We start from the raw sequence: 25,157 nt of genomic DNA on the forward strand, positions 1-25,157 counted from the left end.
GCTTATGTGCCTAGCCCTCCCTGCCCAAATTACCGACATTGATTTTTCAACACAGATGGCGACGGCGTCAGTGGACAACGTCAAAGTGGAAGTGTCGCTGGCCTTGGTCGATGATGTGAAAGTCGGCGACTATGTGCTGGTCCACGTCGGTTATGCGCTGAATAAAATCGACGAGGACGAGGCCCTGAAAACTTTGGCCTTGTTTGCGGAAGCCGGTCTAACCGCCTCATGAAATACATCGACGAATTCCGTCAGCACGATCTGGCCCAGCAACTGGCTAACAGCATTGCGCAAACCGTCAATCCGGACCGCCATTACCGGCTGATGGAGTTTTGCGGCGGCCATACCCACGCGATTTTTCGTTATGGCGTGCAGGATTTAATGCCGAGCAATGTCGAGTTCATTCACGGCCCCGGTTGCCCGGTGTGTGTGTTGCCAACGGGACGCATCGACAACGCGATTCAATTGGTCGAACAGCACAACGTAATCCTCTGCACTTATGCCGATCTGATGCGGGTGCCGGGCGGCGGCAGACAAAGTCTGCTCAAAGCCAAGGCGGCCGGCGGCGATATTCGCATGGTTTATTCCACCCAAGACGCCTTGAAAATCGCCCGGGATAACCCGGACCGGCAAGTGGTGTTTTTTGCGATTGGTTTTGAGACCACTACGCCGCCGACTGCCGTTGCCATTAAACAGGCACAGGCCGAAGGACTGACTAATTTCTCAGTGTTTTGTAACCATGTGCTGACGCCGGCCGCGATGCAAGCCATTTTGGATGCGCCGGAGCCGGTACAAATCGACGCCTTTCTCGGCCCGTCGCACGTCAGCAGCGTGATCGGCAGCAAACCCTATGAAGCCTTTGCTCAGGATTACGCCAAGCCCATCGTCATCGCCGGTTTCGAGCCGCTGGACGTGATGCAATCGGCCTTGATGTTGATCCGCCAACTCAATGCCGGTCAGCATACAGTGGAAAACGAATACAGCCGGGCAGTGACCCGCGACGGCAATGTCAAAGCCCAAGCCTTGATGGCCGAGATATTCGAGTTACGGCCGCACTTTGAATGGCGCGGTTTGGGGTTGATCCCCCATAGCGCGTTGAAACTAAAAGCCGAATATGCTGAGTTCGACGCCGAACAGCGCTTCCGTATGCCGGCTATCCAAGCTAGCGACGTCAAGGGCTGCGAGTGTCCGGCCATCCTGCGCGGAGCCAAAAAACCGCAAGATTGTAAATTGCTGGGCACGGTCTGCACCCCGGAAAACCCGATGGGCTCGTGTATGGTGTCGTCGGAAGGGGCTTGTGCGGCGTATTGGAGTTACGGGCGGGTGAGGCAACGTTAGGAAAAGCGGGCGCTATTTAACGCCCGCTTGGGTGGCCCGTGTTTAGCGGACTAAGTGATGCGGCTTATTTATAGATTTCTGCTGCCGCCGCTTTCAGTTTCGCTTCGTCGCCCTGCATCGGTTTCATCATGGGGTTTGTCGACGCTTTGGCGCCAGCAACCAACTCGTCGGCGGTTTTGAATTTAGCTTTCAAGGCATCCACGGCCGGTGCGACCGAGCCGTTATGGCAACCTTTGCAAGTAGCCGCCGCATCGGCGCTGGCCAGTGAAGGCGTGATGGCAACAGCTGCCAGTGTCAATATAGCGAGTAGATTTGTTTTCATGAACGTTACCTCGTGTTAATTATTATTTTTAGACTACGGTCCGGACAAGCGTCCTAACCGCTGGTGCGGATGATTTTAGGCATCGGCATGGGTTTTCTACCATAGCCGGAAATTCCAGGCAATCGCTTAAGGGTTTTGGAGTGGGGATAAGCAGTGTCGCGGGGTATGGAGGAAAGTCTTTGCCGACTGTTTACCAAACAAACTGCTTGCTTAATAAACCGCGTCGTGATTGCCAATATTGATGGGAATGATGCGGCCGTCTTCGATCAATAATTCCAGGGTAATGCGGTAAGACAAATTGATGGAAACCGAATGCAGTCCAGCCAACTTGCCTTGCAGTGGATGCAAACGGAGCGACGGGTGAAACGGATTGGCTTCCAGTAGCTGCAAAGTTTTTAGATACGGTTGCCGGAGTGCCGGATGACGTTTGATAAAGCGTGCGGCCTTTTTGTTGTATTGCTCGGTAAAAACCAAGGCATACGCCATTACAGCGTGTCCAGCCGGGCCAAATGCGCTTCCGGAGACTCCTGCGTGAAGCGGCCGGCCGCCAAATCCGCGCGGGTTTGCGCCAGCGCTGCATCCAGTTCGCATTCGCGCAAATAGTGGTAGTGGGCGATGTCCATCACTACAAAACGCTCCTTGCCGCGCACCGACACCACCGCTTCCGGTGCCTCGGCCAGCGCCGCCTCGATAGCAGCGATACCTTTGGTTTTTAAGTCGTTGGCGCTAATTTGCGACATGGCTATTCCCCGCAGTTAATTTAGGATGTCAATGGTGTGCTTAATCGTGCGGTTAAGCAAGCGATCTTTTATACTCAAAAAAGCAGGACTATATGTCGCTCAGCATCTACTGCCTGTACACCATTGGTCATGGAAGGGCTTTTGGGTATGTTTCAAACGTGCTTGAGTTGCGGTTGAATGCGCGTATCTAAATGGATACAATTGGCCCATGAATTATTTTGTGCAGCAAACGGAATCGTTTGCAAAATGGCTGGCGTCATTAAAAGACCTGCGCGCCAAAACTGCAATCTACCGCCGCATTGACCGGGCGCAGGCCGGCAATCTTGGCGACACCAAAGCGGTGGGCGAAGGCGTTTGCGAGATGCGCATCGATCTCGGTGCGGGTTACCGCGTTTATTACACAATACGTAACGGCATGATGATTATTTTGTTGGCCGGCGGCGATAAGTCCACGCAACAGTCCGATATTCAACGTGCGATTAAACTGGCTAAAGAGGTTTGAAACATGAGTGAACAACTACTGCCTTTCGATATGACCACGCTGCTGGACAGTGACGAAGCCATCAGCGAATACCTGAACCAAGTTTTGGAAGAAGGCGATAGCGACGAACTGATCAGAGCCTTGGGCTATATCGCCAAAGCCAAAGGCATGGCCATGATCGCCAAGGAATCCGGCCTGGGCCGCGAAAGTTTGTACAAGGCGTTGGCCCCCGGTGCAAAACCGCGCTTCGACACGGTATTGAAGGTTATCCGGGCATTAGGCGTTAAGTTACATGCCGAGCCGGTTTGAGCTGCCCGTCCGCAACCTGGGCAGGGAATGGCTTGATGCAAGGATTAGCCAAATAGTACGACGTGCCGAACAACGTGATGCGCATCGTTCGCGATTGATGCGCTTCGCTTTCGCTCAGCACATCCAACGGCCCAGCGAGTTTTGGTATGAGTTTGAATAATTCGAAAGAAACGGAATTACAACGAAATGCCCGTTGGTTATTGCGTCATACAGTCTTAATTGTTGCCTTTACTACGTTTAGCGGACTGCTCTCAGGGTGTCTTACGTGCTTTGGAGCATGCGATGCTCTTCCAAGCGTCACAAAAATGGTTGTATTTAAGGGGAACGATGGAGCGGTATATTTCGATATTCCCGCCCGTAAAAAATATAGGCGTGCCGAGCTTGTAGGTATCTATATCTATAAGATAGATTTAGGGCATCCAATTCCTTACTGGAGTATGTCGCAGAAAAGTTACACAGATCGAGGCAAGCTGGCGAGTGAGGAGCAAGATCTAGCGTGGCCATTGCGTTACGGGCAAATGGGGCCGTTAACAGAAGTCAACTCTGAGCCTAAAGAGTTTGAGAATGGCAGGTACCGGGCAGAAGGAACGGTACGGCTATATGACGAGAAAGGGAAAGAATTTTTCGATTTTTCTGATCTCTTTCTTTATGAAAATGGCGCTGTGTATGATTACCCTACTGAATAAACGATCTAGTGCTTAATTTCATAAATAAGCGATATAAAAGTTAATCATAATATTATGATTATAAAAGGATTTAAATTGCCACCAATTAGTGCAATTAAGCACTAGAACTCCTAGTTCCGACTAGCGAACCATAATTTGCCCCTTGTCCCCAACCAATCCATCCGTCAGCTCTTCAATAACTCAAACCCATGTCCTACTCCCATACACTCAATCTAAAATCCGGCCAAGTCGATCTTACCCACGGCGGTGGCGGCAGGGCGATGGCGCAATTGATTACCGAACTGTTCATCAAGCATTTCGATAACGACTTGCTGCGTCGGCAGAACGATCAGGCCTTGTTCGATGTGCCGGCCGGGCGCTTGGCGATCAGCACCGACGGCCATGTGATTTCGCCGCTGTTTTTTCCGGGCGGCGACATCGGTTCGCTGGCGGTGCACGGCACGGTCAACGACGTGGCGATGTCCGGCGCTAAACCGCTTTATCTGAGCGCCGGCTTCATATTGGAAGAGGGCTTGCCGTTGGCCGACCTGGAACGCATCGTCATCAGCATGGCCGCTGCCGCCAAGGCCGCCGGTACGCCGATTGTCACCGGCGACACCAAGGTGGTGGAGCGCGGCAAGGGCGATGGGGTGTTCATTACCACCACCGGCGTCGGCATCGTGCCGGACGGGGTGAATATTTCCAGCGACCGCGCCGAGGCCGGTTGCGCGATTTTGCTCAGCGGCAGCATCGGCGACCACGGCGTGGCGATCATGGCCAGCCGGGAGAATCTGCAATTTGAAACCAGCATCATCTCCGATTCGGCGGCCTTGCACGGTTTGGTCGCCGACATGGTGGCCGCGGCGTCGGCGGCGATCCGCTGTTTGCGCGACCCGACCCGTGGCGGCTTGGCGACGGCCTTGAACGAACTGGCCGGCCAGTCCGGCGTCGGCATGGTCATCGACGAAGCGGCGATTCCGGTCAAAGCTCAGGTCCAGGCGGCCTGCGAAATCCTCGGCCTCGATCCGCTGTATGTCGCCAACGAAGGCAAACTGGTGTGCATTTGCGACGTCGCTGCCGCCGAGACTTTGCTGGCGGCGATGCGCCATCATCCCTTGGGCCGCGACGCGGCCATCATCGGCCAAGTCATCGCCGACCCGCACCATTTCGTGCAAATGACCACCGCTTTCGGCGGCCGGCGCATCGTCGATTGGCCGGTCGGCGAGCAATTGCCGCGCATCTGCTGATGCCCGGCAAGGCCATCCGCGCGCGCGGCGTGGTGCAGGGCGTCGGCTTTCGGCCGGCGATTTGGCATCTGGCGCGCGAGTTTGGTTTGGCGGGATCGGTGTGGAACGACGCCGAAGGCGTGATGATTCATGTCTATGGCAATGCGGCCGACCTTGAACGCTTCGCCGCAGCCATTCCCAACCAGCTACCGCCGCTGGCGCGTTTGGATGCCTTGGAAATCACTGATTTAGCAGGGGGAGCGGCGGACAGCGAATTTCGTATCGTCGCCAGCCAATCCGGTCGCGTCGAAACAGCAATCGCCGCCGACGCCGCCACCTGCCCGGATTGTTTGGCGGACATAGCCGATCCCTGCAACCGCCGCTACCGCTACCCGTTCACCAATTGCACGCACTGCGGGCCGCGCCTGTCCATCGTCCACAGCGTGCCTTACGACCGCTGTCATACCAGCATGGCGGCATTTGCGATGTGCCCGGAATGCCAACGCGAATACGATGACCCGGCCGACCGCCGTTTCCATGCCCAGGCCAATTGCTGTCCGGTTTGCGGGCCGCAGCTCTGGTTGGAGGCAGCCATCGGTCCCTCGCTCGGCGTGGGAATGCAGCCGGAACCGGCGCGCGGTTCGGGACGCCGGAGCGTCCAAGACGGGGTTCCCACGCGGCGCGTGGGAACCATGAACGCAGGCGTGATGAACGATGTCATCCACCAAACCGCGGACCTGATTCGTCAAGGCCATATCGTCGCCATCAAAGGTTTGGGCGGCTTTCATCTGGCTTGCGATGCAAGCAATGCCAATGCGGTGGACGAACTGCGCCGCCGCAAGCGTCGTTACGCCAAACCGTTTGCGTTGATGGCGCGGGATGCAGCGATGGTAAGCCGTTATGCGCTGATCAATTCTCGGGAGCTGTCAGCCTTGGAGGATCGCGCCGCGCCTATCGTGCTGTTACCAGCGCAAGGCGAATATCTAGCGAGCGGCGTCGCGCCGGACGACGACAAACTGGGTTTCATGCTGCCGTACACGCCCTTGCATAGCTTGCTGATGCAAGAGTTGGAGGCGCCCATCGTGTTGACTTCGGGCAATATTTCCGACGAGCCGCAATGTACAGATAACGCCGAGGCGCGGGAAAAATTAGCGGGCATCGCGGATTATTGGTTGTTGTACGACCGTGACATCGTCAATCGCCTGGACGATTCAGTAGTGCGCTTGATGGATGGCAACATGCGCATGCTGCGCCGGGGGCGCGGCTACGCGCCGGAAGCGCTGACATTGCCCAAGGGCTTCGAATCCGCCGCGCCGGTTCTGGCACTGGGCGCCGAGTTGAAAAACAGTGTTTGTTTGCTGAAAAACGGCCAAGCGCTGGTCTGCCAGCATATCGGCGATCTGGAAAACGCCGCCGTGCAACAGAATTACCGGCAAACCATCGATTTGTACAAAAAGCTTAACGACTTTCGGCCGGTAAAGATTGCGGTCGATCAGCATCCCGGCTATCTATCGACCCAATACGGCCAGACTTTGGCTGCCACTGAATCCATTGAATTAGTCCGCGTCCAGCATCACCATGCCCATCTGGCGGCTTGTCTGGCCGAACATGGTGTTGATCTGAACGCACCGCCGGTATTGGCGGCGATCTTCGATGGTTTGGGCATGGGTGAGGATGGTGAATTATGGGGTGGCGAATTTTTATTGGGCGATTACCGGAGTTACACGCGGCTTGGATATTTCCAGCCTATTGCCTTACTCGGTGGTGCCCAGGCGATGCGCGAACCCTGGCGGAATACTTATGCACAACTGCGGCATTATTTTGATTGGCAGGCATTGCAGCGCGATTACCTGGATTTGGACATCATGCGGCTGTTGGCCGGCAAGCCTTTGGCAACGCTCGATACGATGCTGGCGAAAAAACTCAACTCGCCGCTCAGCAGTTCCTGCGGCCGATGGTTCGACGCCTTTGCCGCCGCTTTGGGCCTGCACCCGGAGCAAGTGCATATCGAAGGCCAAGCCGCGATTGCCATGGAAGTGTTGGCGACGCCGGTGTTTGCCCAAGAACAGGCTTACGCGGACGCTTGGTCCATGGAGCGCAACTGCGAGATGACGATATTGAGTTGGCCAGGCCTTTGGCGGGCGGTGTTGGCCGATCTGCAAATCTGCATCGACAAGGCCCGCATTGCCGCCCGTATCCACCATAGCCTGGCCGCGGCGACCGTTGAGTTGCTAATGCAATTGAGCGGAGAAGCGGGCGCGGATAGCGTTGTACTCAGTGGCGGCGTGTTTCAAAACCGCTTGTTGCTGGAAGCAGTCAGCGAGCAATTGCGGCAACAGGGGAAAACCGTGCTATCCCCGCAGCGCTATCCGATGAACGACGGTGGGCTGGCTTTGGGGCAGGCGGTGATTGCGGCGGCGAGCGCTGGATGATATGCCGTATTGATAGGGTTGAATTGCGACCATGTCGTCTACGAGTTAACCTGTGTGGTAAACAATTGGAGATCGATGTCGGTTGATCATTTGCGTTAGAATATTTACGCTGTCTCCGTTTCAACGCAAAAGCGTCGATAGTTCTACAAAAAGGCAGAAATACTCATCAAATTGAAGCACATTGTCAGTAAACCTTACTCAACGAGGCAATTATGAAAGCAATAGGAAGAATGAAAAAATTTTTAATATCCGGGTTGTTTTTTGCTTGTACCCCCTATTCCGACGGTTATGCCGCAACCACGCTTTATACCCAAGACTTCGAAAATCCCAATGCCGGCGCATTTGTGAACGATAGCGGTGATGTCGATATTTATAATCCGATCAACGCCCTTTATGGTGGGCAGCCGGCCGGTTTCCAGTTTGCTCAAACCTTTACCGTGGAAACATTGCAAATTGGCGGCACACAGGCGTGGGGAACAGGGTTTCTCGACCCGCAAGCACGGGCGGGAAACTATGCTATCAGCATGCTTTCGAGTGCTCAGAACGATCTTCTAGGTCTGTCCTTTAATATTGGAACACACAAATATCTGAATTTTCAGATGGATGTGTCCTCGATAGATTTGGATAGATGGGGTGGCCCTTTTGTCGCTTCGGGAGGCGTTGCGCCAGTGTTTCGTTTCTCGCTTTTTGATAATCCCGGCGGCGGTAACGGAGTAACTGGAGGGACATTGTTAAGTTTCGCGGATGTAACCGGGACGGCAACGGCGCTGAAGAATACTTTCGATTGGACTAACCACATCATAGCGCTTGACGCGACAGGGAACACCAACGGCAACGTGATATTGCAAATCGATGAGTTACAAGGCGGCTATGCGGCGCTGGATAACTTTGTGATCGCGGCATCCGATAAACCGAGCGACGTCGGCCAAGTGCCGGTACCGGCTGCCGCCTGGTTATTTGGCAGCGGTTTGCTTGGATTGCTGGCTCTTAGACCAAGCAAGCGCCGCTAACGGTTGTAGCTTCAACCATCGTTAAACCGGCACGGCTGGTTCCCTAGTCGATCAGACAGGGCTAGACCACGTCTCACCCTGTCTGCCGTCGTCAAACCTGCTTCTCAAACGCTACCTCAAACCGGCCATAACGCTGCAAAATCGCCGGCAACAGCAGTAAGTTCAGCATGGTCGACGAGGCTAGACCGCCGATGATGATGGCCGCCATTGGCCCCATGATTTCCCGGCCCGGATTATCGCTGCCTATCGCAATCGGCAGCATGGCCAGTGCGGTGACCAGCGCGGTCATCAGGATGGCCGGCAGCCGTTCCTGGGCGCCGCGAATCAAGGTCTCCGTTGACCAGATTTGGCCTTCCAACTCAATCAAATGCCGGTAATGCGAGATCAGCATGATGCAGTTGCGCACGGTGATGCCGAACAAGGTGATGAAGCCGACGAAGGAACCCACCGACAGCGTGGCGTCGGTGATGACTACCGCGGCGACGCCGCCCAATAGGGCAAAGGGCAGGTTCAACAAAGTCAGCAGCATGTGCCGCAAACTGCCGAGGGCGATGAACACGAAAATCAGCACGCCGGCGCCGGCCAGCAGGGCGTGGATGATCAACGTTTCACGAGCCTTTGCTTGTTCCAGCGCCGCGCCGATGAATTCCGGGTAGCTGCCGTCGCGCCAGCTGAGCTCGTTTTGCACGCGCTGTTTCAATTCGATCATAAAGGCGTCCATGTCCCGATCTTCCACCTTGCAAGTAACGGTCTGGATGCGCTGTGCGCCTTGATGCAGGATGTTATAGCGGCCTTCGCCGTGGCGGATTTCGGCGACCTCGCCGAGCAGCACCCGCTGGCCTTCAGCGTTTTTCAAGGGCAGCTGAGCCAGGTAATCCGGCTGACTGCGCCATTCCGGGGCCAATGCTACCGCCACATTGAAAATCCGGTTGCCTTGCAGATGCTTACCGACGATGCGGCCTTCGTAAGCGGTTTGCATGGCGGTCATCACTTGTGCCGGGCTGATGCCGCGAAATTTTAATTGCTCCAGATTCAGTTCCACTTGCAGCAGGGCAGTGGCCGGCGGTGAGCGCAATTGCACGTCTTCCGCGCCGGGGATGGTGTTGATCAGTGCGGCGAGTTGCTGTGCCTTGTGGTCCAGTTCGGCCAGATCGTTGCCGTAGATATTCACCACCACCGGCGCGGTGTAGCCGGAAATAGTTTCATCGACCCGTTCGGTCAAAAAGGTGTTGGCTTCGTAATTGATGCCGGGGAATTTTTCCAAAATATCGCGCAAGTGGTCCAGCACCTGCTGTTGTTTTTGGCCGGATAATGGTTTTAAGCGTACTTCGTATTCGCTGTAGTGGCTGCCGTAAGTGTCGGCGCCGCGTTCGGCTCGGCCGGCCCATTGCGAGACCGATTCCACACCGTCGATTGCCATGATTTGCTCGGTGAGTAAGCTGCCGACGCGGATGGATTCTTGCAGCGAAGTACCTGGTACGCTGGCGGTGTGGACGATGAAATGGCCCTCGCGCAATTCCGGTAGAAATTTATGATCCAATCGCAGAAAGGCGGCTATGCCGATTAGGCAGGCAAGCGCGCCTATCATCGTCACGGTTTTGAAATGCTTGATAGCCCAGAGTAATTGTTGGGCATACATTGGTTTAAGTCTGCGCAACACGGGTGGATCGCTATCGTCCGGCAGCTTGTTGCGAAACATTAAATGGCATAGAGCCGGTGTCAGCGTTAGCGCCACCAACAAGGACATCAAAATCGCCAGAATATAAGACACGCCCAGCGGCGCGAACAAGCGACCGCTGACGCCGTCCAGCGTCAGCAGCGGCACAAACACCAAAGCCACGATGAAGCTGGCATAAACCACCGAACTGCGAACTTCCAGCGAAGCCTGATAAATCACCGTTTCAGCGCTATCCGGGAAAATTTTTAAGCGGTTTTCGCGCAGGCGCCTAAAGATGTTTTCGGTGTCGATGATGGCGTCGTCCACTACCTCGCCCAGCGCAATCGCCAGCCCGCCCAACACCATGATATTCAGATTGACGCCAGATTCCAGCAGCACCAGCGCAGCGGTCAGCAACGACAATGGAATGGCGGTAGCGGCAATGAAGGCGCTACGCAGATTGAACAAGAACACATATAGCACTACCAGTACGAACAGACCGCCGATCAGTAAATGCCCGGACAGGTTATGCACCGATGTTTCGATGTAATCGGCCGGCCGGAATAAATGCGAGTAGAAATCCACGGCCTGTTGCTTGAAGATGGGTTGAAACTCTTCCAACACGGCCTCGACCTGCCGCGACACCGACAAGGTATTGGCGCCGTACTGGCCGATCACCATCATCACGATGCCGGGTTTACCCATGATTTGCGCCGCGCCGATGGGCGGCTCGGCGCCATAACCGATCTGCGCGACATCGCCCAAGGTCACGTTCATGCCGTCCTGGCGTTTGACGACCAGTTGTTTGAATTGCTCGGGATTGACCGGCTGGCCGCTGATTTGCAGCGTAAAGCGTTGGTTGGCGTTTTCAATGAAACCGGCGCCGTTCATTTCCGCCGCGCCGGCTGCCGCTTTGACAATGTCGTCTATTGAGAGATTGAAACGCTGTAAAGCTGCCGGTTGTAACTGCACCTGTAGTTGCTGAATGTCGCCGCCGAATACATTCACATCGGCCACGCCAGGTACCGCGAGTAGGCGTGGCACCAAGCTCCAATCCACCAAGCCGCGCAGTTCCATCAAGGTCTTGCTGTCCGAACTGAGCCCTATCGTCAATACTGTTGCCGACGAAGAAGACAAGGGCACGGCAATCGGCATGCCCACGCCAGGCGGCAGTTGCTGACTAAGGCCGTCCAGCCGTTCGCTGATCAATTGCCGGTTGCGGTATACGTCGCTAGTTTCGTTGAAGGTGGCGGTGACGATGGAGAGACCTTGAATCGATTGCGAGCGTAAGGTTTGCAACCCAATTAAGCCGCCAACGCTTTTTTCGATTTGCTGAGTCACCAGCACTTCCACTTGCTCGGCAGCCAGGCCGGGGGCTTCGGTCTGGATGATGACTTGTTTGGGCGAAAATTCCGGAAAAATATCCAGACCGGCGTTAGCCAGACGGTAACCGCCGTAAACGAACAGCAGTAGCGCCAGGGCCACGACGATGCCGGAATAACGAATGGAAAAACGGACCAGAAGTGCAAGCATGAGCGACGAAAGGGGTGAAATAGCGGGCTATTGTGCCTTGTCGGTCAGGATTGGTCCATGTTGATACGCTGCTTTCCTGGCTATGCGGATAGAAAGAAGGCTAAGCTGTGTGGTGATTTTCGAGCGGAATGGTGCTTAAAAAATCGCCTCCGCGCTAGTGGCGGAGGTGAGCGTTGTAGATTTTTTAAAATCAGGAAAGCGATTTTTTGCGGGACAAGGCGATGAAGCCCAATAATGCCGAACCCATTAAGCCAAAGGCTGCCGGCACAGGAACTGGGGTTGTGGTGGTTAATAGTCTGAACTGTCCATCCCATTTTGTCGGGCCGGTGAAGTTCAAGCGAAAACTATGCAGGCTGGCAAATACCGCAGGATTAGTAAAGTCGCTGAAACTTACCAAGTAATTATTGTTGCTGGTAAACGTTTTGATACCGGAACTTGAGCTGCCGTTGGCTACCATTTCCACGTTGACACCCAGATCGATTGCTAACACCTCCAGCAGGATGCCGTTGCCATGAGCGGTTAAATCGAGCGGATCGAAATTCCACAGAATGGAAGCGCCACCGGCCGAACGGCCGTCATTCGATATGATCAGCTGGTTGCCGCCGGAAACGATTTCCGTGGTGTTGGCTGAGGCGGTTCCCGAGGCTTGAGCGATAAAGGTCCTCGAGGCATTACTCAGGTCCGTGCCGGTAAGAGCAGACACTGTATCGCTGGTAGAGCCTGCGCTACTGCCGTCGTCGAATGCGGTTTGAGCATGGCTGAAATTATCAATCGTCATTATGCCTGCTTGGCTTTGGCCGGATAGCACTAAGCCCAGGCTTAGAAGCAAAGGCGCGAGGTTTTTGTGAAAATGTTTAGCATTCATATGAGTTATCCGTGAGCAGAATTGAAGTTTGGAAATCAGAAGATTTTGACGGCAGGCGTTAAACCGCTACTAGTTTTTGGCGTTTGCCGCCGACAATGCCCAAAGCGCCTATGATCAATAAAGCGGTGACGGAAGGTTCCGGGACCGTTGATAACTGGCTGAAGTCAGCGTCCCAGGCGGCATTGGTGCCTCGTAATTTCAGCTCCAGACTGTTTAGGTTCTTGAAAGCCGCAGGATTCGAAAATTGTGAGAAATCAAATCTAATAGTGCTGGGTGAACCGATTGCAACGCTGGCCAAGTTCTGAAAACTTAGCAGCGAAGTACCGTTGGCGATCATTTGAATTTGGTAACTGGCGTCGCTAGATTCTGTCGTCAGCAATATCGCGTTAGCGAAAGTAGTGAAATCGACCGCAGCGAAGTTGTAAAAGATACTAGCGGTGCCGGTTGAATTGCTGCTGTTACCGACCGTTAACAAGCCGTCTTCTACAAAAATTCTGGTGGTACCGCCAGGGGTAGAGCTGGAATTTAAGGTTCGTTGCAAATTGCTTAGATCAGATCCGGATACATTAGCTGGGCCATTGACGGTGTTTGTAGTGGACTGACGGGTGGCAAAATTATCTATCACTGTTGCCGATTCGGCGGCTTGAGTGAAGAAGGCTAAAATCAGGATTAATCCGGATAAGGGCATTTTCGGCATTACAGCATTCATGTCGATTCCTTTTTGTCAGTGGCTGAAAGATAAGTGATTCGCGTGCAAGCCATTGGGTTGCATAGTGCGTCACTCTAACTAAGCATTAGTGATGCCAACTTAATTTAGATTAATCCAATCAATTATTTAAATGTGATTTGGTAGCGCTTTTTCAGCTGAGCTGCTGACAGCCGGGGCAGATGTTACGACAGATTTGGCAGGATGGCATGGTGCTGTCACGCGCGGCATTTAATAATGAGCGCAGTTGCTGCTTGTGGTCTTGGTGAGTGAGTGGGAATGTTTCCGATACTTTGCCGATCCTTTCAAAGTGCGATAGCATCGTACTAACACCTTCAATCTGGAGTTCAGCCTCATGGATAGCCAACATATCGATTTGCACCGCTCCATTATCTCCCTGAGTTGTGCGCTGGATTTAGTCGGTATCGACGAAGTCAAGCACGGTAAGCGGGTCGCGATGATGGCTTGGCACATTGCCGGTAAGCTCGATTGGTCGGCTGTCGATAGATTGAGCATTCTATACGCCGGTATGCTGCACGATTGCGGGGTGGCAAAGGTTCGCGAGCATAGGCATTTGACCGAATCTCTGGAGTGGGACGGTGCGGAGGCGCATTGTTTACGCGGTGCGGAATACTTGCAAGCCTGCCCGCCGCTGGCCTATCTGGCGGAGGAAATCCGCTATCATCACACGCGCTGGGAGCAATTGGTTGAATTGCCGCTGGTGCCCCGGATAAAGTTGCGTGCCAATCTGTTGTTTCTGGCTGATCGGATTGACGTGTTGCAAGCCCCGTATTTGGCCAGCGAGCAAATTCTGGTGGCTGCGCCCAAAATAGTGGAGCGCTTACTGAGTTATTCGGGATCGCTGTTTGCGCCCGAGCTGTTGGCTGCATTTGCGGAACTGGCGAAAAGTCAGGCGTTTTGGCTGGCGATGGACCCGGATTATCTGGATGAGGATTTACGCGAATTGGGGCGTGATTTGCCGACGGTAGACTTGACTTATCCCTCGCTTCGGGAAATGGCGCGGCTGTTTTCGCGAGTGGTGGATGCGAAAAGCCCGTACACCGAGCAGCATTCTGAACGGGTTGCCCAAATCTCCAGACAATTGGCATTGGATTTGGGTGTGACCGGCTGCGATCTGGAGCAGGTGGAAATTGCCGGTTTGTTGCACGACATTGGCAAATTGCGGGTTTCCGAGGACATCATAGACAAACCAGGCAGCTTAACTGCCGAAGAACGTGCCTGCATGCAGCGCCATAGTTATGATACTTACCGAATTTTGCAACGGGTGTTTACCGACTCCAAAATTCCGCAATGGGCTGGTTTGCACCATGAAAATCTGCGTGGCGAAGGATATCCGTTCAAGACCATCGGCAAGTCTTTGGAGTTGGAGTGCAGGGTTATCAGTGTGGCCGATATTTTTCAGGCTTTGGCCCAGTCCCGCCCATATCGCGAGGGCATGTTACTGGCTGACATTATCCAGCACCTCAGGCAGCGCGTGGCGGAAGGGGTTTTGGATGGCGAGGTGGTTGCCAAGTTGATCGAGAATGCGGACTTTTATTACGAATTGGCGCAAGGCAATTACTCGATGGATTAAACCGGCGGCCAAAGGGCTATGCTTGTCCGCGACATCCAGGCCTGGGCCTTTTAAAATATTCGCTCGAAGCCGAAAACACAAAAGCCGGAGGCATATTCACGCCTCCGGCTTTTAGCGACAGCGAGCTAAATTGCGGATTACGCTTGACGTTGTTTTCTGGTATTAAAACCTATCAAACCGAGTAAGCCGGAACCCATCAGCCATGCTGCTCCCGGGACCGGGACCGCGGTAATCGGACCACTTCCGCCATTGTCGTCGAGGCAATATTCAACATAGAGCTCTGCCGCTTTGAAAAAATAATCTTTGCTACCATAATCCTTCACGCCCAATACGGCCGTCAATGAAGCGAAGCCGGTTTTGGAAAGAAAATCGCTAACATCCAAGCTGATATATTGTTTGTAGCCATCGACTTCGGTCCAGCTTGTGGAAACGTTGGAGCCGTTAATCGATGTTATACGAGCGTATTCGTTTTTGTCTTTTAACAGGCCATTTAAGATGATGGAGTCGTCGGCCGATGTTGAGTCGTCACGCAACCATATTTTCAGCAGAGCGCTGTTGATAAAGGTGGTGTCCAGCTGATAGTTGAAGTTAAGGGTGTAGCTATCGTTACTGCTAATGTTGTCGGCTTTCGAAATTAGCGTGCCGTTGCTGCCGCCTGATAACGTCAGGCTCAGTTTTTCTAAATCGCAAGGTGCTTGATTGCCGCAGCTACCGTGTTCTGGCTGATTGTCGTGTTCATGTTCGTGTTCAAACCAATTTGACGCAAAGGCGGAGGAAGTGAATAGGGCCGAAGATAATAGGATGGAAGCAGTAAATAGCGTTTTCATGGCAAGTACCCGGAAGTAATGAATAGAAATTTATCGGAGGTGATTGGACGCAGAACAGGATGTGTGCGGCAAATCATCTGGTGAGCAGTTTATCCGGGTATGTAACGTCGTTTAATTGTCCGTTCGTGCCATGACAATTTTGTCATGGCGGACGGTTTGGGTGGAGTGCTTGGATAGCGGGATCGCTCAGGTGCGGTATGGATTACCTCCCATCCGAGTCGACTGTTGGGCAATAAGAACAACTCACAGATCTGAAAGCGGTATCACAAAGCGCGAATTGCCCGCCCATTTGCTTGAACAGGCGGCAGAGAATATTTTGCGAAAACACCGCCTCAATTTTGCAGGCGGTGTTTATTTTGAGTTCTCTCAGATGCGGCGTTGCCCGATAAATCCCAAACCGGCCAATGCCGCGCCAAACAGCCATGCGGCTGCAGGTAACGGCACGGTCGTGATATTGATCGAGGCATTTGCCGTTAATACATTGCCGTTGGATAGCGTGTCGGTGTCAGGATCGAACAAGGAATTAAACGGGCTGCGGGTGAATAAATCGTAAGTCAGTACAATTTGGCCGAAGACGGTGCCCTGCGCGGCGTTGTCAGCAATTTTAAAACTACCTACGCCGGTTTGGCTGGCGGCATCGAATGTCTGTCCCCAGACGGTGCTGGCGCCAAAGCCCGGTCCCACAACGAAGAAATTGTCGGGTGCGCTGATAAAGTCCGTGAATACGCCTGGGGAGGTAGAGGACTGAAATTCCGCTCCTGTCACCACGAGGTAGTTTTGCGTGTTGGTGAGCAGGAAGCCCCAGCCCACGGTATCGCCCGCATCGCCTTCGATTAAGCCGTTTGTCGGCTCTAATTGTAGCGAGGTTGCTGCTTGGGTGCTGGGAAGAATAAGCAGCAAACTGGCTAACAGGATAAGTTGTTTGATCATGAGAATATCTCCTTAATAAGGGCTAGCGGAATTGGTTGGTCAGCGTTTTCGATCCGGTTACTTCACCGTTGTTACTGCTGAATGTGATGGTTGCTTTAAAGCGGGCGGCGTTCGGGCAGCCGTTAAAATTGATGGTTGCAGTGCCGCTTACCTTTGCGCCCGCTTGGATATTGCCAACACCCAATGGGAAACTGGCCGGGTTGGTGATCGTTGGTGTGCAGGAGCTGCCGCTTAGCTGCGTCAAACTGAATGTGTCGATCTGGGCATTTTCCGCCGGACACCGGCTGTTGTTGCTTAGCGTGATGGTCCAGATGCGCCCGCTCTGGGTCCCGGTTTTACTACTGATGCCGGCGGATAGTTCCGGCAGGCCGCCCGCCTCGCAATCCACCGGGTTTTCGATGAAGCGGTCGGAAAAGTCGGTTTTGGCGTAGTCGTAAGCCACGATATTGTCGACGATGTACTTGTCATAGGAGTTACCATCCGATTCCGCTTGCGCACCGATCACTAGGCCGACTGCCGGGATAGTGGACGGATTCCATTGCTGCGAGGTCGCGTTGATCAACTGTCCGTCCCGGTAGACTCTCATGGTATCGTTGCCACCGTCGATGCCGTTTACGTTCCAAGCGATTGCCGCATGGAACGGAGCTCCGATCTGGGCGACAAATTGCTGAGGTTCAAGTGATGTAATAACGCCGGCGGAAGCGATGCCACCAAAAATACCTTGGCCGGTAACGCCGTCTCCCCAGGATAGATAAAAACTCTCTTCCCGCCAGGAATAAGGATGTCCGACCAACCCGAAAACACCGTAGTTATAGGGTTGAGGTTGAGTGACCTTGGGTACGATCCACATTGAGATCGTACCTTTTTGCGCCAAACTGGTCATGATTTGGGCGGGAAACTCAATCCAATTCCAAAGGGCCTTTCGGACGTAGCCGTTGCCGAATTTGGCCGGCTCGTAGGCATATTGGTTGCCCTGAATGCTGCCACTGGGGCCGACTTCGCTGTTGATCACTTCGGTGTTGCTACCCAATTTGTTCCATAACACCACATTCCCGGTTTCAGCTTGGGCTGTAGGGCTGAACAAGCCGAGTAAAGCCAGCAGGCATGCGATGGCAGATAGGGTTTTGCGTTTAATTCCGTTCATAGAATCCTCCTTTAGGGAGTCAAGAAATACAATATGCCGCAACCCGTTTATGGTGTCGGTTAGCTGGGTAGGGCAGGCGAATAGTTAGAATTATTGTAAGAAAAGAGGATGGAGCGAAGCGCCATGGCCGGCAACAAGCCGATAAAAGCCAGGATAGACGCCAAAATTTATGGTACGAAATATAAGGTAATTAGGCAATCGATAACTAGTGAGTTAATTCTGTGGCTTGATGGCATTTAGGGTTGATTTGTTTGATTTACCGGCATTCGGCAAAGCGCTCGGCGCTGCCGCTATGGGTATAGCCGGGTATAATTCGCGGCTATTGTTGACAACCCTTCTCCGCCATGTCCGAAGACTACTATTTCACCCCCGATCAAGCCGTCGAATCCCTAAAAGTGCCGCCGCATTCCATTCAAGCCGAGCAGTCGGTGCTGGGCGGTTTAATGCTGGATAACCAAACCTGGGATTCGGTGGCAGACAAGGTGGTCGAGACCGACTTTTATCGCCGCGACCATCGATTGATTTTCCGTGCCATCGCCCAATTGGCCGAAAAGCAGGACCCGTTCGACGTGGTGACTTTGTCCGAGGTGCTGGAAACGACCGGCGAACTGCAGGATGTGGGCGGTTTGGCTTATTTAAGTACGCTGGCGCGCGATACGCCCAGCGCCGCGAATATTGTCGCCTACGCCAACATCGTCCGTGATCGTTCGGTTTTGCGGCAATTGATTCATGTCGGTACCGAGATTTCCGATTCGGCATTTACCACCGAGGGCCGGGAAACTGCCGATTTGCTCGAAAATGCCGAACGCAAGGTCTTCGAGATCGCCGAGCAGCGCCAACGCGGGCAGGGCGGGTTCAGTTCGATCAAATCCCTGCTGGCCAAGGCTGTGGATAAAATCGAAACCCTCTACGAACTGGATGGCGACATCACCGGAGCCAGCACCGGTTTCACCGATCTGGACGAAAAAACCTCCGGTTTGCAACCCGCCGATTTGATTATCGTCGCCGGCCGGCCATCAATGGGTAAAACCACGATTGCGATGAATATGGCCGAAAACGTGGCGCTGAAAAGCGGCATGCCGGTGGCGGTGTTCAGTATGGAGATGCCGGGCGAATCCTTGGCGATGCGGATGATGTCGTCGCTGGGCCGCATTGACCAGCATAAAGTCCGTACCGGCAAATTGGACGACGATGATTGGCCACGCCTGACCTCAGCGATTAACCTGCTCGCGGAAACCAAGATGTTTATCGACGACACGCCAGCTTTGACGCCAACCGAAGTGCGTTCGCGCGCCCGGCGTTTGACTAGGGAGCACGGCCAATTGGGTTTGATCGTGCTCGACTACCTGCAGTTGATGCAATCGCCTGCCAGTGGCGATAACCGGGTGCAGCAGATTTCTGATATTTCCCGCGGCTTGAAGGCGCTGGCCAAAGAGCTCAATGTACCGGTGATTGCACTGTCTCAGCTCAATCGTAATCTGGAGCAACGCCCCAACAAGCGGCCGGTGATGTCGGATTTGCGTGAGTCGGGGGCGATCGAGCAGGACGCCGATTTGATTATCTTTGTCTATCGCGACGAGGTGTACCACGAAGACAGCCCGGACAAAGGCATCGCCGAGGTGATTATCGGCAAGCAACGGAACGGACCCTTGGGGACGGTGCGGTTGACTTTCCTGGGCCAATACACCCGCTTCGAAAACTTTGCCGGCGTTTATAACGGCCCCGAGGATTACGAATGACGCCTGCGGCTTTTGTGCATCTGGATTTGGAAGCCGTGCGCCATAACTTAGTGCAAGTGAAGCGTTACGCGCCGGACAAAAAAATCATGGCGGTGATCAAGGCCAACGGCTACGGCCACGGCATGGCGCGGGTAGCCACCGCTTTGGACTTGGCGGACGGCTTTGCCGTCGCCAGGGTGGACGAGGGCGTCAGGCTGCGGCAAGCCGGGTTTAAACAAGCCATCACCGTATTGCAGGGCTTTGTCTGCGTCGATGAGTTGTTGCAATTATTGAAGTATCAATTGGCGGCGGTGATCCACACTCCCCAGCAAATCGCCATTTTGCAACAGCACGCCGATGCCGAAGGCAAACTTGCCGTTTGGCTGAAAATGGATACCGGCATGAACCGCTTGGGTTTTAAAGGCGCCGATTTCAACGCCGCTTACCAGCAACTGTTGGGCTGCGCACGGGTCGAGCGACCGATCAATCTGATCACCCATTTTGCCAACGCCGACGATTTACTGGACGACAAAACCCGTCGGCAAATCGATTTGTTCAACGATGCGGTCAAAGACTACCCCGGTGCGTGCAGTATCGCTAATTCCGCAGGGATTATCGGCTGGCCGAATGTCCGCTTCGGCACCGCTCAGGACCGCAGTAGCGATTGGGTGAGACCGGGATTGATGCTCTATGGCTGTTCGCCGTTTGCCGGTAAAACCGGCGCGGACTTTGGTTTGCAGCCGGTGATGAGTTTGCATTCACGGCTGATCGCGGTCAAGGATGTGGCCGCCGGCGAAACAGTGGGATACAGCGGTACTTGGCAATGCAAAACTGCGACTCGGCTGGGTGTGATTTCCATCGGCTACGGCGACGGCTACCACCGCCACACCAAGAGCGGCGCGCCGGTGTTGGTAAACGGCCAACGGGTGCCGTTAATCGGCCGGGTATCCATGGATATGATCACCGTCGATCTCAACGAACTGCCGGATGCCCAACCCGGCGATCCTGTGACGTTGTGGGGCGACGGCTTGCCGGTCGAAGAAATTGCCCGTTACGCGGAAACCATTCCTTACACCTTGTTGTGCGGGATCACGCAGAGGGTGCAGGTCATCGAGCAGGGGACGGAATAAGTGCGAAGGTTCCTTAATCCTTAATGATTGAGCTTTTTTGGGCTATTCAGCTTTTAACTCGAGTATCCGGATGGGCGATCACAAATCGGTGCGAGTTCGTTTCTTCCATGTTCTGCAAAGAGCGGATAAAAATGACTTAATTGACTTACCGGTAATTTTTTCTTAGTGCCAGAAAACCGGCTATGCCGGAAATAAACAAAAACAGTGCTGATGGAATTGGAACAGGCGATGCTAATAAAAGACCCTGGCCATTTCCCAGTCTTCCCCAGGTCACATCCTTTGCTGTTAAGTAAGTTGGAATTAAATCAACAGCCGATACAGTATCGGGCAAGTTCCGCAAAGCTATTTGCATAAACGACGGAAGCACGGATTGTGCGTAGGAATATTGCATTCCAAAAATAATGTTGCTTGCACTCCAAGGATTGATGTTATAAGCAACACCAGAATATGGCGTAATGCTAGAATACCAAGATGATGAGGGATTTTCAGAAGCGAAATAACTTACTCTAGATAAGAAAAAATTAGCTTCTGTTGGGTCTGAAAAATCTTGTCTTTTTATATAAGCAATTTCAGGCAAAAACTCAAAATACAACTGTTCAAACATTCCATTTGGGTTCGACAGAGAGATATCTATGTTAATAGAGTTACTAGATACGTCAGTTATTGTTACTGCAGCAAATGGTGTATTTAAGTTTTCTATATCATGGTCTGTCGCGTAGATCGATGGGGCGTTTTTGAAAAAAGAATAAGAAAAAGTGCTTCCTGAACAAATACTACTAAAACTAAATAAAGAAATAAGAAATACAAAAATTGATAACTTCCTCATGATGTTTTTTCCCTGTAGGTAAAGTTGTGTATTGATTAAAACGCTATAGCCGAAAACTTCAAATCGGGTTATCCGGCCTTATGTTGGCGGAACACATTTCAGGTGCCGATTACCACAAATTATTGCAAGCCCAAAACGAGTCCACTTTATCAAAGTTATACCCCCACCTCCACTTCGTACCCCGAATATTTGCGGATATTGATTACGCCGTTGTCGAAGATTAAATACTGGCCTTTGATGCCTTCCAAAATGCCGGACACTAAGGGCTCTTTATCGAAATTAAACGATTTCACTTTGCTAGGGTACTGCAACACCGGGTAGTTCAGCGTTAGCGGTTCGGCATCGCTGAGCAGCTGCGGCGGACTGTCTGGAAATTGCGCGGCGATGGTTTGTAATTGCTCGGCGCATTCGGTGAGCAAGCCGTCGCGGATGGTCGGCAAATCCAACGGTGTAGTGTTGTTTTTCAGCATTTGCTGCCAGCTGGTTTTGTCGCTGACATGTTGCGCCAAGGTTACCTCAATCAAACCCGACAGATGGCGGGAAGCGACTTTGAAAATAGGTAAGGCTTGCACCGCGCCTTGATCAATCCAGCGGGTTGGGGTTTGCGATTGGCGGGTGATGCCCACCTTGATCCCGGAAGAGTTGGCTAGATAAACGATATGCGGTTGAAAGCAAAACTCCTCGCCCCAGCTCGGTTCGCGGCAGGTGCCGGCGGCGTAGTGGCAGGTTTCCGGCTTCATGATGCACATATCGCACTGCGCCAGCTTGATAAAACAGGGGTAGCAATAGCCTTGATTAAAGCTTTTGTTGGTTTTTTTCGCGCAATGCACGCAAAAGATTTGGCCGGTGTAACGTAGCGTGAGTTTTTTGCCCAACAGCGGGTTCAATTCGATTGCCTGCTCGCCGACCGGCAAGCGGTATTGCACTGGCTCGGCCAACGTGCTGGTCATTTTCTGCAGACTGCCTAACACTTGATTTAATCCCGATAGCTGAATAACGGCGGCTATAATGACAGCGTTTCCAGCGTACTCAAAGAGGATTCGATGTCATTCATGCAAGTTGCTGCGGGTGGCAATATTCCGTTTGAAATAAATGTGGTGGTCGAGATTCCCGCATTCAGCGATCCTGTCAAATACGAGGTGGATAAACATACCGGCGCCCTGACAGTGGACCGCTTTATGGGCACCGCCATGCAATATCCCTGCAATTACGGCTACATCCCGCAAACTTTGTCGGAAGACGGCGATCCGGTGGACGTGATGATCATCACGCCGGCACCTTTGCTAAGCGGCTGCGTGATCAATTGCCGGCCGGTAGGTGTTTTGAAAATGATAGACGAAGCCGGCCCCGATCCCAAGCTGTTGGCGGTACCTGTGCCGCGCTTGACGCCGTTTTACAATCACGTCACCGATTACAAGGATTTGCAACCGGACAAGTTGGCTAAGATCACCCATTTTTTCCAACATTACAAAGACCTGGAGGAAGGCAAATGGGTCTGCGTGGAAGGTTGGGGCGGTATTGAAGATGCGCGGCAGGAAATTCTGGATAGCGTTGGCCGCTATAAAACCTCGCATAGCAGCCGTCGCTAATCCGTTGTTCTGTGGTTAGTTGATCGTTTGGGCGAGCTTCAGTTTTTTCGCACGGTACATCGCGCTATCGGCCCGGTTTAGTAAGTCGAGACTGCTTTGGCCGTCGTGGTGATAGATGGCCGCGCCTATGCTGGCACTGATCGCAACCGGCTTGCCCTTAATGCTGCAAGTTTCGGCCAGCTGGGACTGAATTTTTTCTATCACCGCCGCCACGCTGCGATCAGCATCGACTTCACCCAACAACACCAAGAACTCGTCGCCGCCGTAACGGCAAGCGGTGTCGCCGCAGCGCAGACAAGCCGACAAGCGTTCCGCCACTTCTTTCAGTAATTGGTCGCCGGCCGCGTGGCCGAGTTCGTCGTTGATGTTTTTGAATTCGTCCAGATCGATAAACAACAGTGCGACCGGCCGTTGCTGACGATCCGCTTGGGCCATGGCTTGTTGCAGTCTATCCAGCAATAAAACTCGATTGGGTAAGCCGGTTAATTCGTCGTGGTGTGCGCAATGCAGCGCTTGCCTGTAATTCTCGTTACTTTCCAGTAGTTGCTGTTCCAAGGTTTTGCGAGTGGCGTTCAGCGACTCGATTTGTCGGCGGGCGTCGGCCAGCTGTTGCTGACTAATCGCCAGGGCGCGTTCCAATGCAGCAAGCTCGGCTCGGGATTGATTCAATTGACAGCATTCGCTGTCGCTTTCGCATACCGGTGCTTGGTTAAGCCAGCACTGGGCGACGATGGGTGAAACAACAGTGTATTTATGTTGCTGGAGTCTGATTCGGTTATCCATCACAGCGCCTCCATTAAGTCAGTGGCTGAATCGATGGCAGTCAACACTGCGCTAGAGAAGATCGAATTATCAACGTTCATGACAATAACCCATTTGAATTGAGTGGCCGGAAATCTCGTTAACCGAGGTTTGTTGGCTTAACTGGATCAATTCATGTGCCAGACGCGCGGGTTTTAAAGCTGTTGTTGGGTAACTGCCTGTTGTTGAAGGAGTTTGGCAGGAATGAAAAGATGGAAGAGGGGCTGGATAACGCGGGATATTGGGGCTAAGTGCAGACGGTATTTCGTCAATCTTACGAAATACCGTATTCCCAGGTTTGGATAGCTGGAGAGGGGGCGGTAACTTAGGTTTTTTGTTCGATAACCAAGTTTTTTTGCAATTCTTGCGGCGGTACCGGATGGGTCGGCTTCTGATACGCTGCCAGAATTTGCTTAACGTAATTGCGAGTTTCCTGATAGGGCGGGATGCCCTGATAGCGTTCTACTGCACCTTCGCCGGCGTTATAAGCGGCCAGCACCAAATCGACTTTACCTTCGAAATGTCTTAGCAGCCAGTGTAGATAAGCGGTGCCGCCTTTGATGTTTTGGATCGGATTCCAGCTGTCTTTTACCCCAAAACGCTCGGCGGTTTCCGGAATGAGTTGCATCAGGCCTTGGGCATTTTTACCGGACAGTGCGCTGGGGTTGAAAGCCGATTCGGCTTGAATCACCGCCATGATCAGTTGCGGGTCGATGCTGTAAATGGGGGCAATTTCTTTTACCCAGGCTTCTACCCGTTCGCGGTTAGGATTGGGGTCAGCGACCAGTTTAACTTCGGGTTCCGGAGTCGGTGGTTGGCAAGCTGGGTCGTCACTGGGTGCGACATCGCCGAAACGGGTCAGCATTTGCTTGGCATGGCTATCGCCGTGTTCTGCCGCTTGTTTAAACCAGTGGCTGGCCAGCGGAATGCTGCGGGTTACGCCGCGGCCGTTGAAATACATAAATCCGATGCTGTAAGCCGATTCGGCATCGCCTTGCAGTGCGGCCTTGCAGTACATATCAAAAGCTTGATGGTAATCTTGTTTGACAGTGCGGCCGTGTTCGAAATCGGCAGCGGTCTTGCGGATTTGTTCCAGATTAACCGGCGCTACGTCCTGAGCATTAGCGATTTGGGTGGTGAGGCTCAAGCACAGGGCAAGTAGCGATTGGCGTTTCAAGTTCATAAAATTCTCGTTCTGTATTGCTGAGACTAGGCTCTTCTAAACCCGGCCGGAAAAGGATTGAAGCGTCAATCCTCCAAGCTTCCAGCTACCGTATACATTGCAAGTGCTTGATCGCCCATATGGCCGAGTTT

General features: G+C 53.2%; 25 protein-coding genes. 12 read left to right on the top strand and 13 right to left on the bottom strand.

Annotated features, from left to right (window positions below):
• Window positions 1–4: 4 nt before the first annotated feature.
• Together ACH5Y9_RS24385 and hypD are read left to right on the top strand one after the other, a co-directional pair.
• Window positions 5–232 (top strand): HypC/HybG/HupF family hydrogenase formation chaperone, encoded by a 228-nt coding sequence (locus ACH5Y9_RS24385; RefSeq protein WP_033159116.1) that lies wholly within the window; start codon window positions 5–7, stop codon window positions 230–232.
• Window positions 229–1,338: a hydrogenase formation protein HypD gene (hypD, locus tag ACH5Y9_RS24390; protein WP_033159117.1), complete on the top strand. Its 1,110-nt coding sequence runs from the start codon at window positions 229–231 to the stop codon at window positions 1,336–1,338. Before ACH5Y9_RS24385 ends, hypD begins: the two co-directional genes overlap by 4 nt.
• A gap of 64 nt (window positions 1,339–1,402) precedes the next feature.
• Here hypD and ACH5Y9_RS24395 read toward each other — a convergent pair whose 3' ends face one another.
• From ACH5Y9_RS24395 to ACH5Y9_RS24405, 3 genes are all read right to left on the bottom strand, one after another.
• A complete protein-coding gene (locus tag ACH5Y9_RS24395) occupies window positions 1,403–1,660 on the bottom strand; it encodes a hypothetical protein (RefSeq protein ID WP_033159118.1) in 258 nt (85 codons plus the stop codon).
• 210 nt (window positions 1,661–1,870) lie between these two features.
• Window positions 1,871–2,146, bottom strand: coding sequence for a type II toxin-antitoxin system RelE/ParE family toxin (locus ACH5Y9_RS24400; protein ID WP_033159119.1), 276 nt, complete (start codon window positions 2,144–2,146; stop codon window positions 1,871–1,873).
• Window positions 2,146–2,400: a type II toxin-antitoxin system Phd/YefM family antitoxin gene (locus ACH5Y9_RS24405; RefSeq protein ID WP_445367908.1), complete on the bottom strand. Its 255-nt coding sequence runs from the start codon at window positions 2,398–2,400 to the stop codon at window positions 2,146–2,148. The genes ACH5Y9_RS24400 and ACH5Y9_RS24405 overlap by 1 nt, the downstream gene beginning before the upstream one ends.
• 208 nt (window positions 2,401–2,608) lie before the next feature.
• On the opposite strand from ACH5Y9_RS24405, the gene ACH5Y9_RS24410 reads away from it, so the two are divergent.
• The 6 genes from ACH5Y9_RS24410 (at window position 2,609) to ACH5Y9_RS24435 (ending at window position 8,523) form a co-directional block, all read left to right on the top strand.
• Window positions 2,609–2,902, top strand: coding sequence for a type II toxin-antitoxin system RelE/ParE family toxin (locus ACH5Y9_RS24410; RefSeq protein WP_445367909.1), 294 nt, complete (start codon window positions 2,609–2,611; stop codon window positions 2,900–2,902).
• Window positions 2,903–2,905: 3 nt separating this feature from the next.
• The gene (locus tag ACH5Y9_RS24415) at window positions 2,906–3,190 is read left to right on the top strand and encodes an addiction module antidote protein (RefSeq protein ID WP_205451369.1); all 285 of its coding nucleotides are present in this window, start codon (window positions 2,906–2,908) and stop codon (window positions 3,188–3,190) included.
• Window positions 3,191–3,336: 146 nt separating this feature from the next.
• On the top strand, window positions 3,337–3,876 hold the full coding sequence (locus tag ACH5Y9_RS24420; protein WP_445367910.1) for a hypothetical protein: 540 nt from the start codon (window positions 3,337–3,339) through the stop codon (window positions 3,874–3,876).
• A 188-nt stretch (window positions 3,877–4,064) separates the two neighbouring features.
• Complete coding sequence (gene hypE / locus ACH5Y9_RS24425) at window positions 4,065–5,102, top strand: hydrogenase expression/formation protein HypE (RefSeq protein ID WP_445367911.1); 1,038 nt, start codon at window positions 4,065–4,067, stop codon at window positions 5,100–5,102.
• Complete coding sequence (hypF, locus tag ACH5Y9_RS24430; RefSeq protein ID WP_445369924.1) at window positions 5,102–7,513, top strand: carbamoyltransferase HypF; 2,412 nt, start codon at window positions 5,102–5,104, stop codon at window positions 7,511–7,513. The genes hypE and hypF overlap by 1 nt, the downstream gene beginning before the upstream one ends.
• A 212-nt stretch (window positions 7,514–7,725) precedes the next feature.
• Entirely contained in the window at window positions 7,726–8,523 is a 798-nt protein-coding gene (locus ACH5Y9_RS24435; protein WP_445367912.1) for a hypothetical protein, read from the top strand.
• A 91-nt stretch (window positions 8,524–8,614) separates the two neighbouring features.
• Here the strand turns inward: ACH5Y9_RS24435 and ACH5Y9_RS24440 are convergent, their stop codons facing one another.
• From ACH5Y9_RS24440 to ACH5Y9_RS24450, 3 genes are all read right to left on the bottom strand, one after another.
• Window positions 8,615–11,713, bottom strand: coding sequence for an efflux RND transporter permease subunit (locus tag ACH5Y9_RS24440; RefSeq protein WP_445367913.1), 3,099 nt, complete (start codon window positions 11,711–11,713; stop codon window positions 8,615–8,617).
• Window positions 11,714–11,903: 190 nt separating this feature from the next.
• Window positions 11,904–12,578 carry a hypothetical protein gene (locus ACH5Y9_RS24445; protein ID WP_445367914.1) on the bottom strand — a complete coding sequence of 225 codons (675 nt, stop codon included), beginning with the start codon at window positions 12,576–12,578 and terminating at the stop codon, window positions 11,904–11,906.
• A gap of 58 nt (window positions 12,579–12,636) precedes the next feature.
• Window positions 12,637–13,287 carry a PEP-CTERM sorting domain-containing protein gene (locus tag ACH5Y9_RS24450; RefSeq protein WP_445367915.1) on the bottom strand — a complete coding sequence of 217 codons (651 nt, stop codon included), beginning with the start codon at window positions 13,285–13,287 and terminating at the stop codon, window positions 12,637–12,639.
• Window positions 13,288–13,639: 352 nt separating this feature from the next.
• Between ACH5Y9_RS24450 and ACH5Y9_RS24455 the strand changes: the two genes are divergently transcribed.
• Window positions 13,640–14,878, top strand: coding sequence for an HD-GYP domain-containing protein (locus tag ACH5Y9_RS24455; protein WP_171697534.1), 1,239 nt, complete (start codon window positions 13,640–13,642; stop codon window positions 14,876–14,878).
• 137 nt (window positions 14,879–15,015) lie between these two features.
• Here ACH5Y9_RS24455 and ACH5Y9_RS24460 read toward each other — a convergent pair whose 3' ends face one another.
• The 3 genes from ACH5Y9_RS24460 to ACH5Y9_RS24470 all read right to left on the bottom strand — a co-directional run bounded on the left by ACH5Y9_RS24460 (window position 15,016) and on the right by ACH5Y9_RS24470 (window position 17,779).
• Window positions 15,016–15,705: a hypothetical protein gene (locus ACH5Y9_RS24460; protein ID WP_445367916.1), complete on the bottom strand. Its 690-nt coding sequence runs from the start codon at window positions 15,703–15,705 to the stop codon at window positions 15,016–15,018.
• A 366-nt stretch (window positions 15,706–16,071) separates the two neighbouring features.
• Window positions 16,072–16,635 carry a VPLPA-CTERM sorting domain-containing protein gene (locus ACH5Y9_RS24465; protein WP_445367917.1) on the bottom strand — a complete coding sequence of 188 codons (564 nt, stop codon included), beginning with the start codon at window positions 16,633–16,635 and terminating at the stop codon, window positions 16,072–16,074.
• Window positions 16,636–16,657: 22 nt separating this feature from the next.
• The gene (locus ACH5Y9_RS24470) at window positions 16,658–17,779 is read right to left on the bottom strand and encodes a hypothetical protein (protein WP_445367918.1); all 1,122 of its coding nucleotides are present in this window, start codon (window positions 17,777–17,779) and stop codon (window positions 16,658–16,660) included.
• 344 nt (window positions 17,780–18,123) lie between these two features.
• On the opposite strand from ACH5Y9_RS24470, the gene dnaB reads away from it, so the two are divergent.
• Together dnaB and alr are read left to right on the top strand one after the other, a co-directional pair.
• Window positions 18,124–19,518 (top strand): replicative DNA helicase, encoded by a 1,395-nt coding sequence (gene dnaB, locus ACH5Y9_RS24475; RefSeq protein WP_033159133.1) that lies wholly within the window; start codon window positions 18,124–18,126, stop codon window positions 19,516–19,518.
• Window positions 19,515–20,627, top strand: coding sequence for an alanine racemase (gene alr, locus ACH5Y9_RS24480; RefSeq protein ID WP_445367919.1), 1,113 nt, complete (start codon window positions 19,515–19,517; stop codon window positions 20,625–20,627). The genes dnaB and alr overlap by 4 nt, the downstream gene beginning before the upstream one ends.
• Before the next feature lie 145 nt (window positions 20,628–20,772).
• Here alr and ACH5Y9_RS24485 read toward each other — a convergent pair whose 3' ends face one another.
• Together ACH5Y9_RS24485 and ACH5Y9_RS24490 are read right to left on the bottom strand one after the other, a co-directional pair.
• The gene (locus tag ACH5Y9_RS24485) at window positions 20,773–21,453 is read right to left on the bottom strand and encodes a hypothetical protein (protein ID WP_445367920.1); all 681 of its coding nucleotides are present in this window, start codon (window positions 21,451–21,453) and stop codon (window positions 20,773–20,775) included.
• A 155-nt stretch (window positions 21,454–21,608) separates the two neighbouring features.
• Window positions 21,609–22,403 carry a DUF2797 domain-containing protein gene (locus tag ACH5Y9_RS24490; RefSeq protein WP_445367921.1) on the bottom strand — a complete coding sequence of 265 codons (795 nt, stop codon included), beginning with the start codon at window positions 22,401–22,403 and terminating at the stop codon, window positions 21,609–21,611.
• A gap of 93 nt (window positions 22,404–22,496) precedes the next feature.
• Here ACH5Y9_RS24490 and ppa point away from each other — a divergent pair, with 93 nt between their 5' ends.
• Window positions 22,497–23,042, top strand: a complete 546-nt coding sequence (ppa, locus tag ACH5Y9_RS24495; protein ID WP_192393103.1) for an inorganic diphosphatase — start codon at window positions 22,497–22,499, stop codon at window positions 23,040–23,042.
• Window positions 23,043–23,057: 15 nt separating this feature from the next.
• Here ppa and ACH5Y9_RS24500 read toward each other — a convergent pair whose 3' ends face one another.
• Together ACH5Y9_RS24500 and ACH5Y9_RS24505 are read right to left on the bottom strand one after the other, a co-directional pair.
• Entirely contained in the window at window positions 23,058–23,825 is a 768-nt protein-coding gene (locus tag ACH5Y9_RS24500) for a diguanylate cyclase domain-containing protein (protein WP_445367922.1), read from the bottom strand.
• 343 nt (window positions 23,826–24,168) lie between these two features.
• The gene (locus tag ACH5Y9_RS24505; RefSeq protein ID WP_445367923.1) at window positions 24,169–25,026 is read right to left on the bottom strand and encodes a transglycosylase SLT domain-containing protein; all 858 of its coding nucleotides are present in this window, start codon (window positions 25,024–25,026) and stop codon (window positions 24,169–24,171) included.
• Window positions 25,027–25,157: the final 131 nt, after the last annotated feature.

The sequence above is a fragment of the Methylomonas sp. BW4-1 genome, assembly GCF_052474385.1.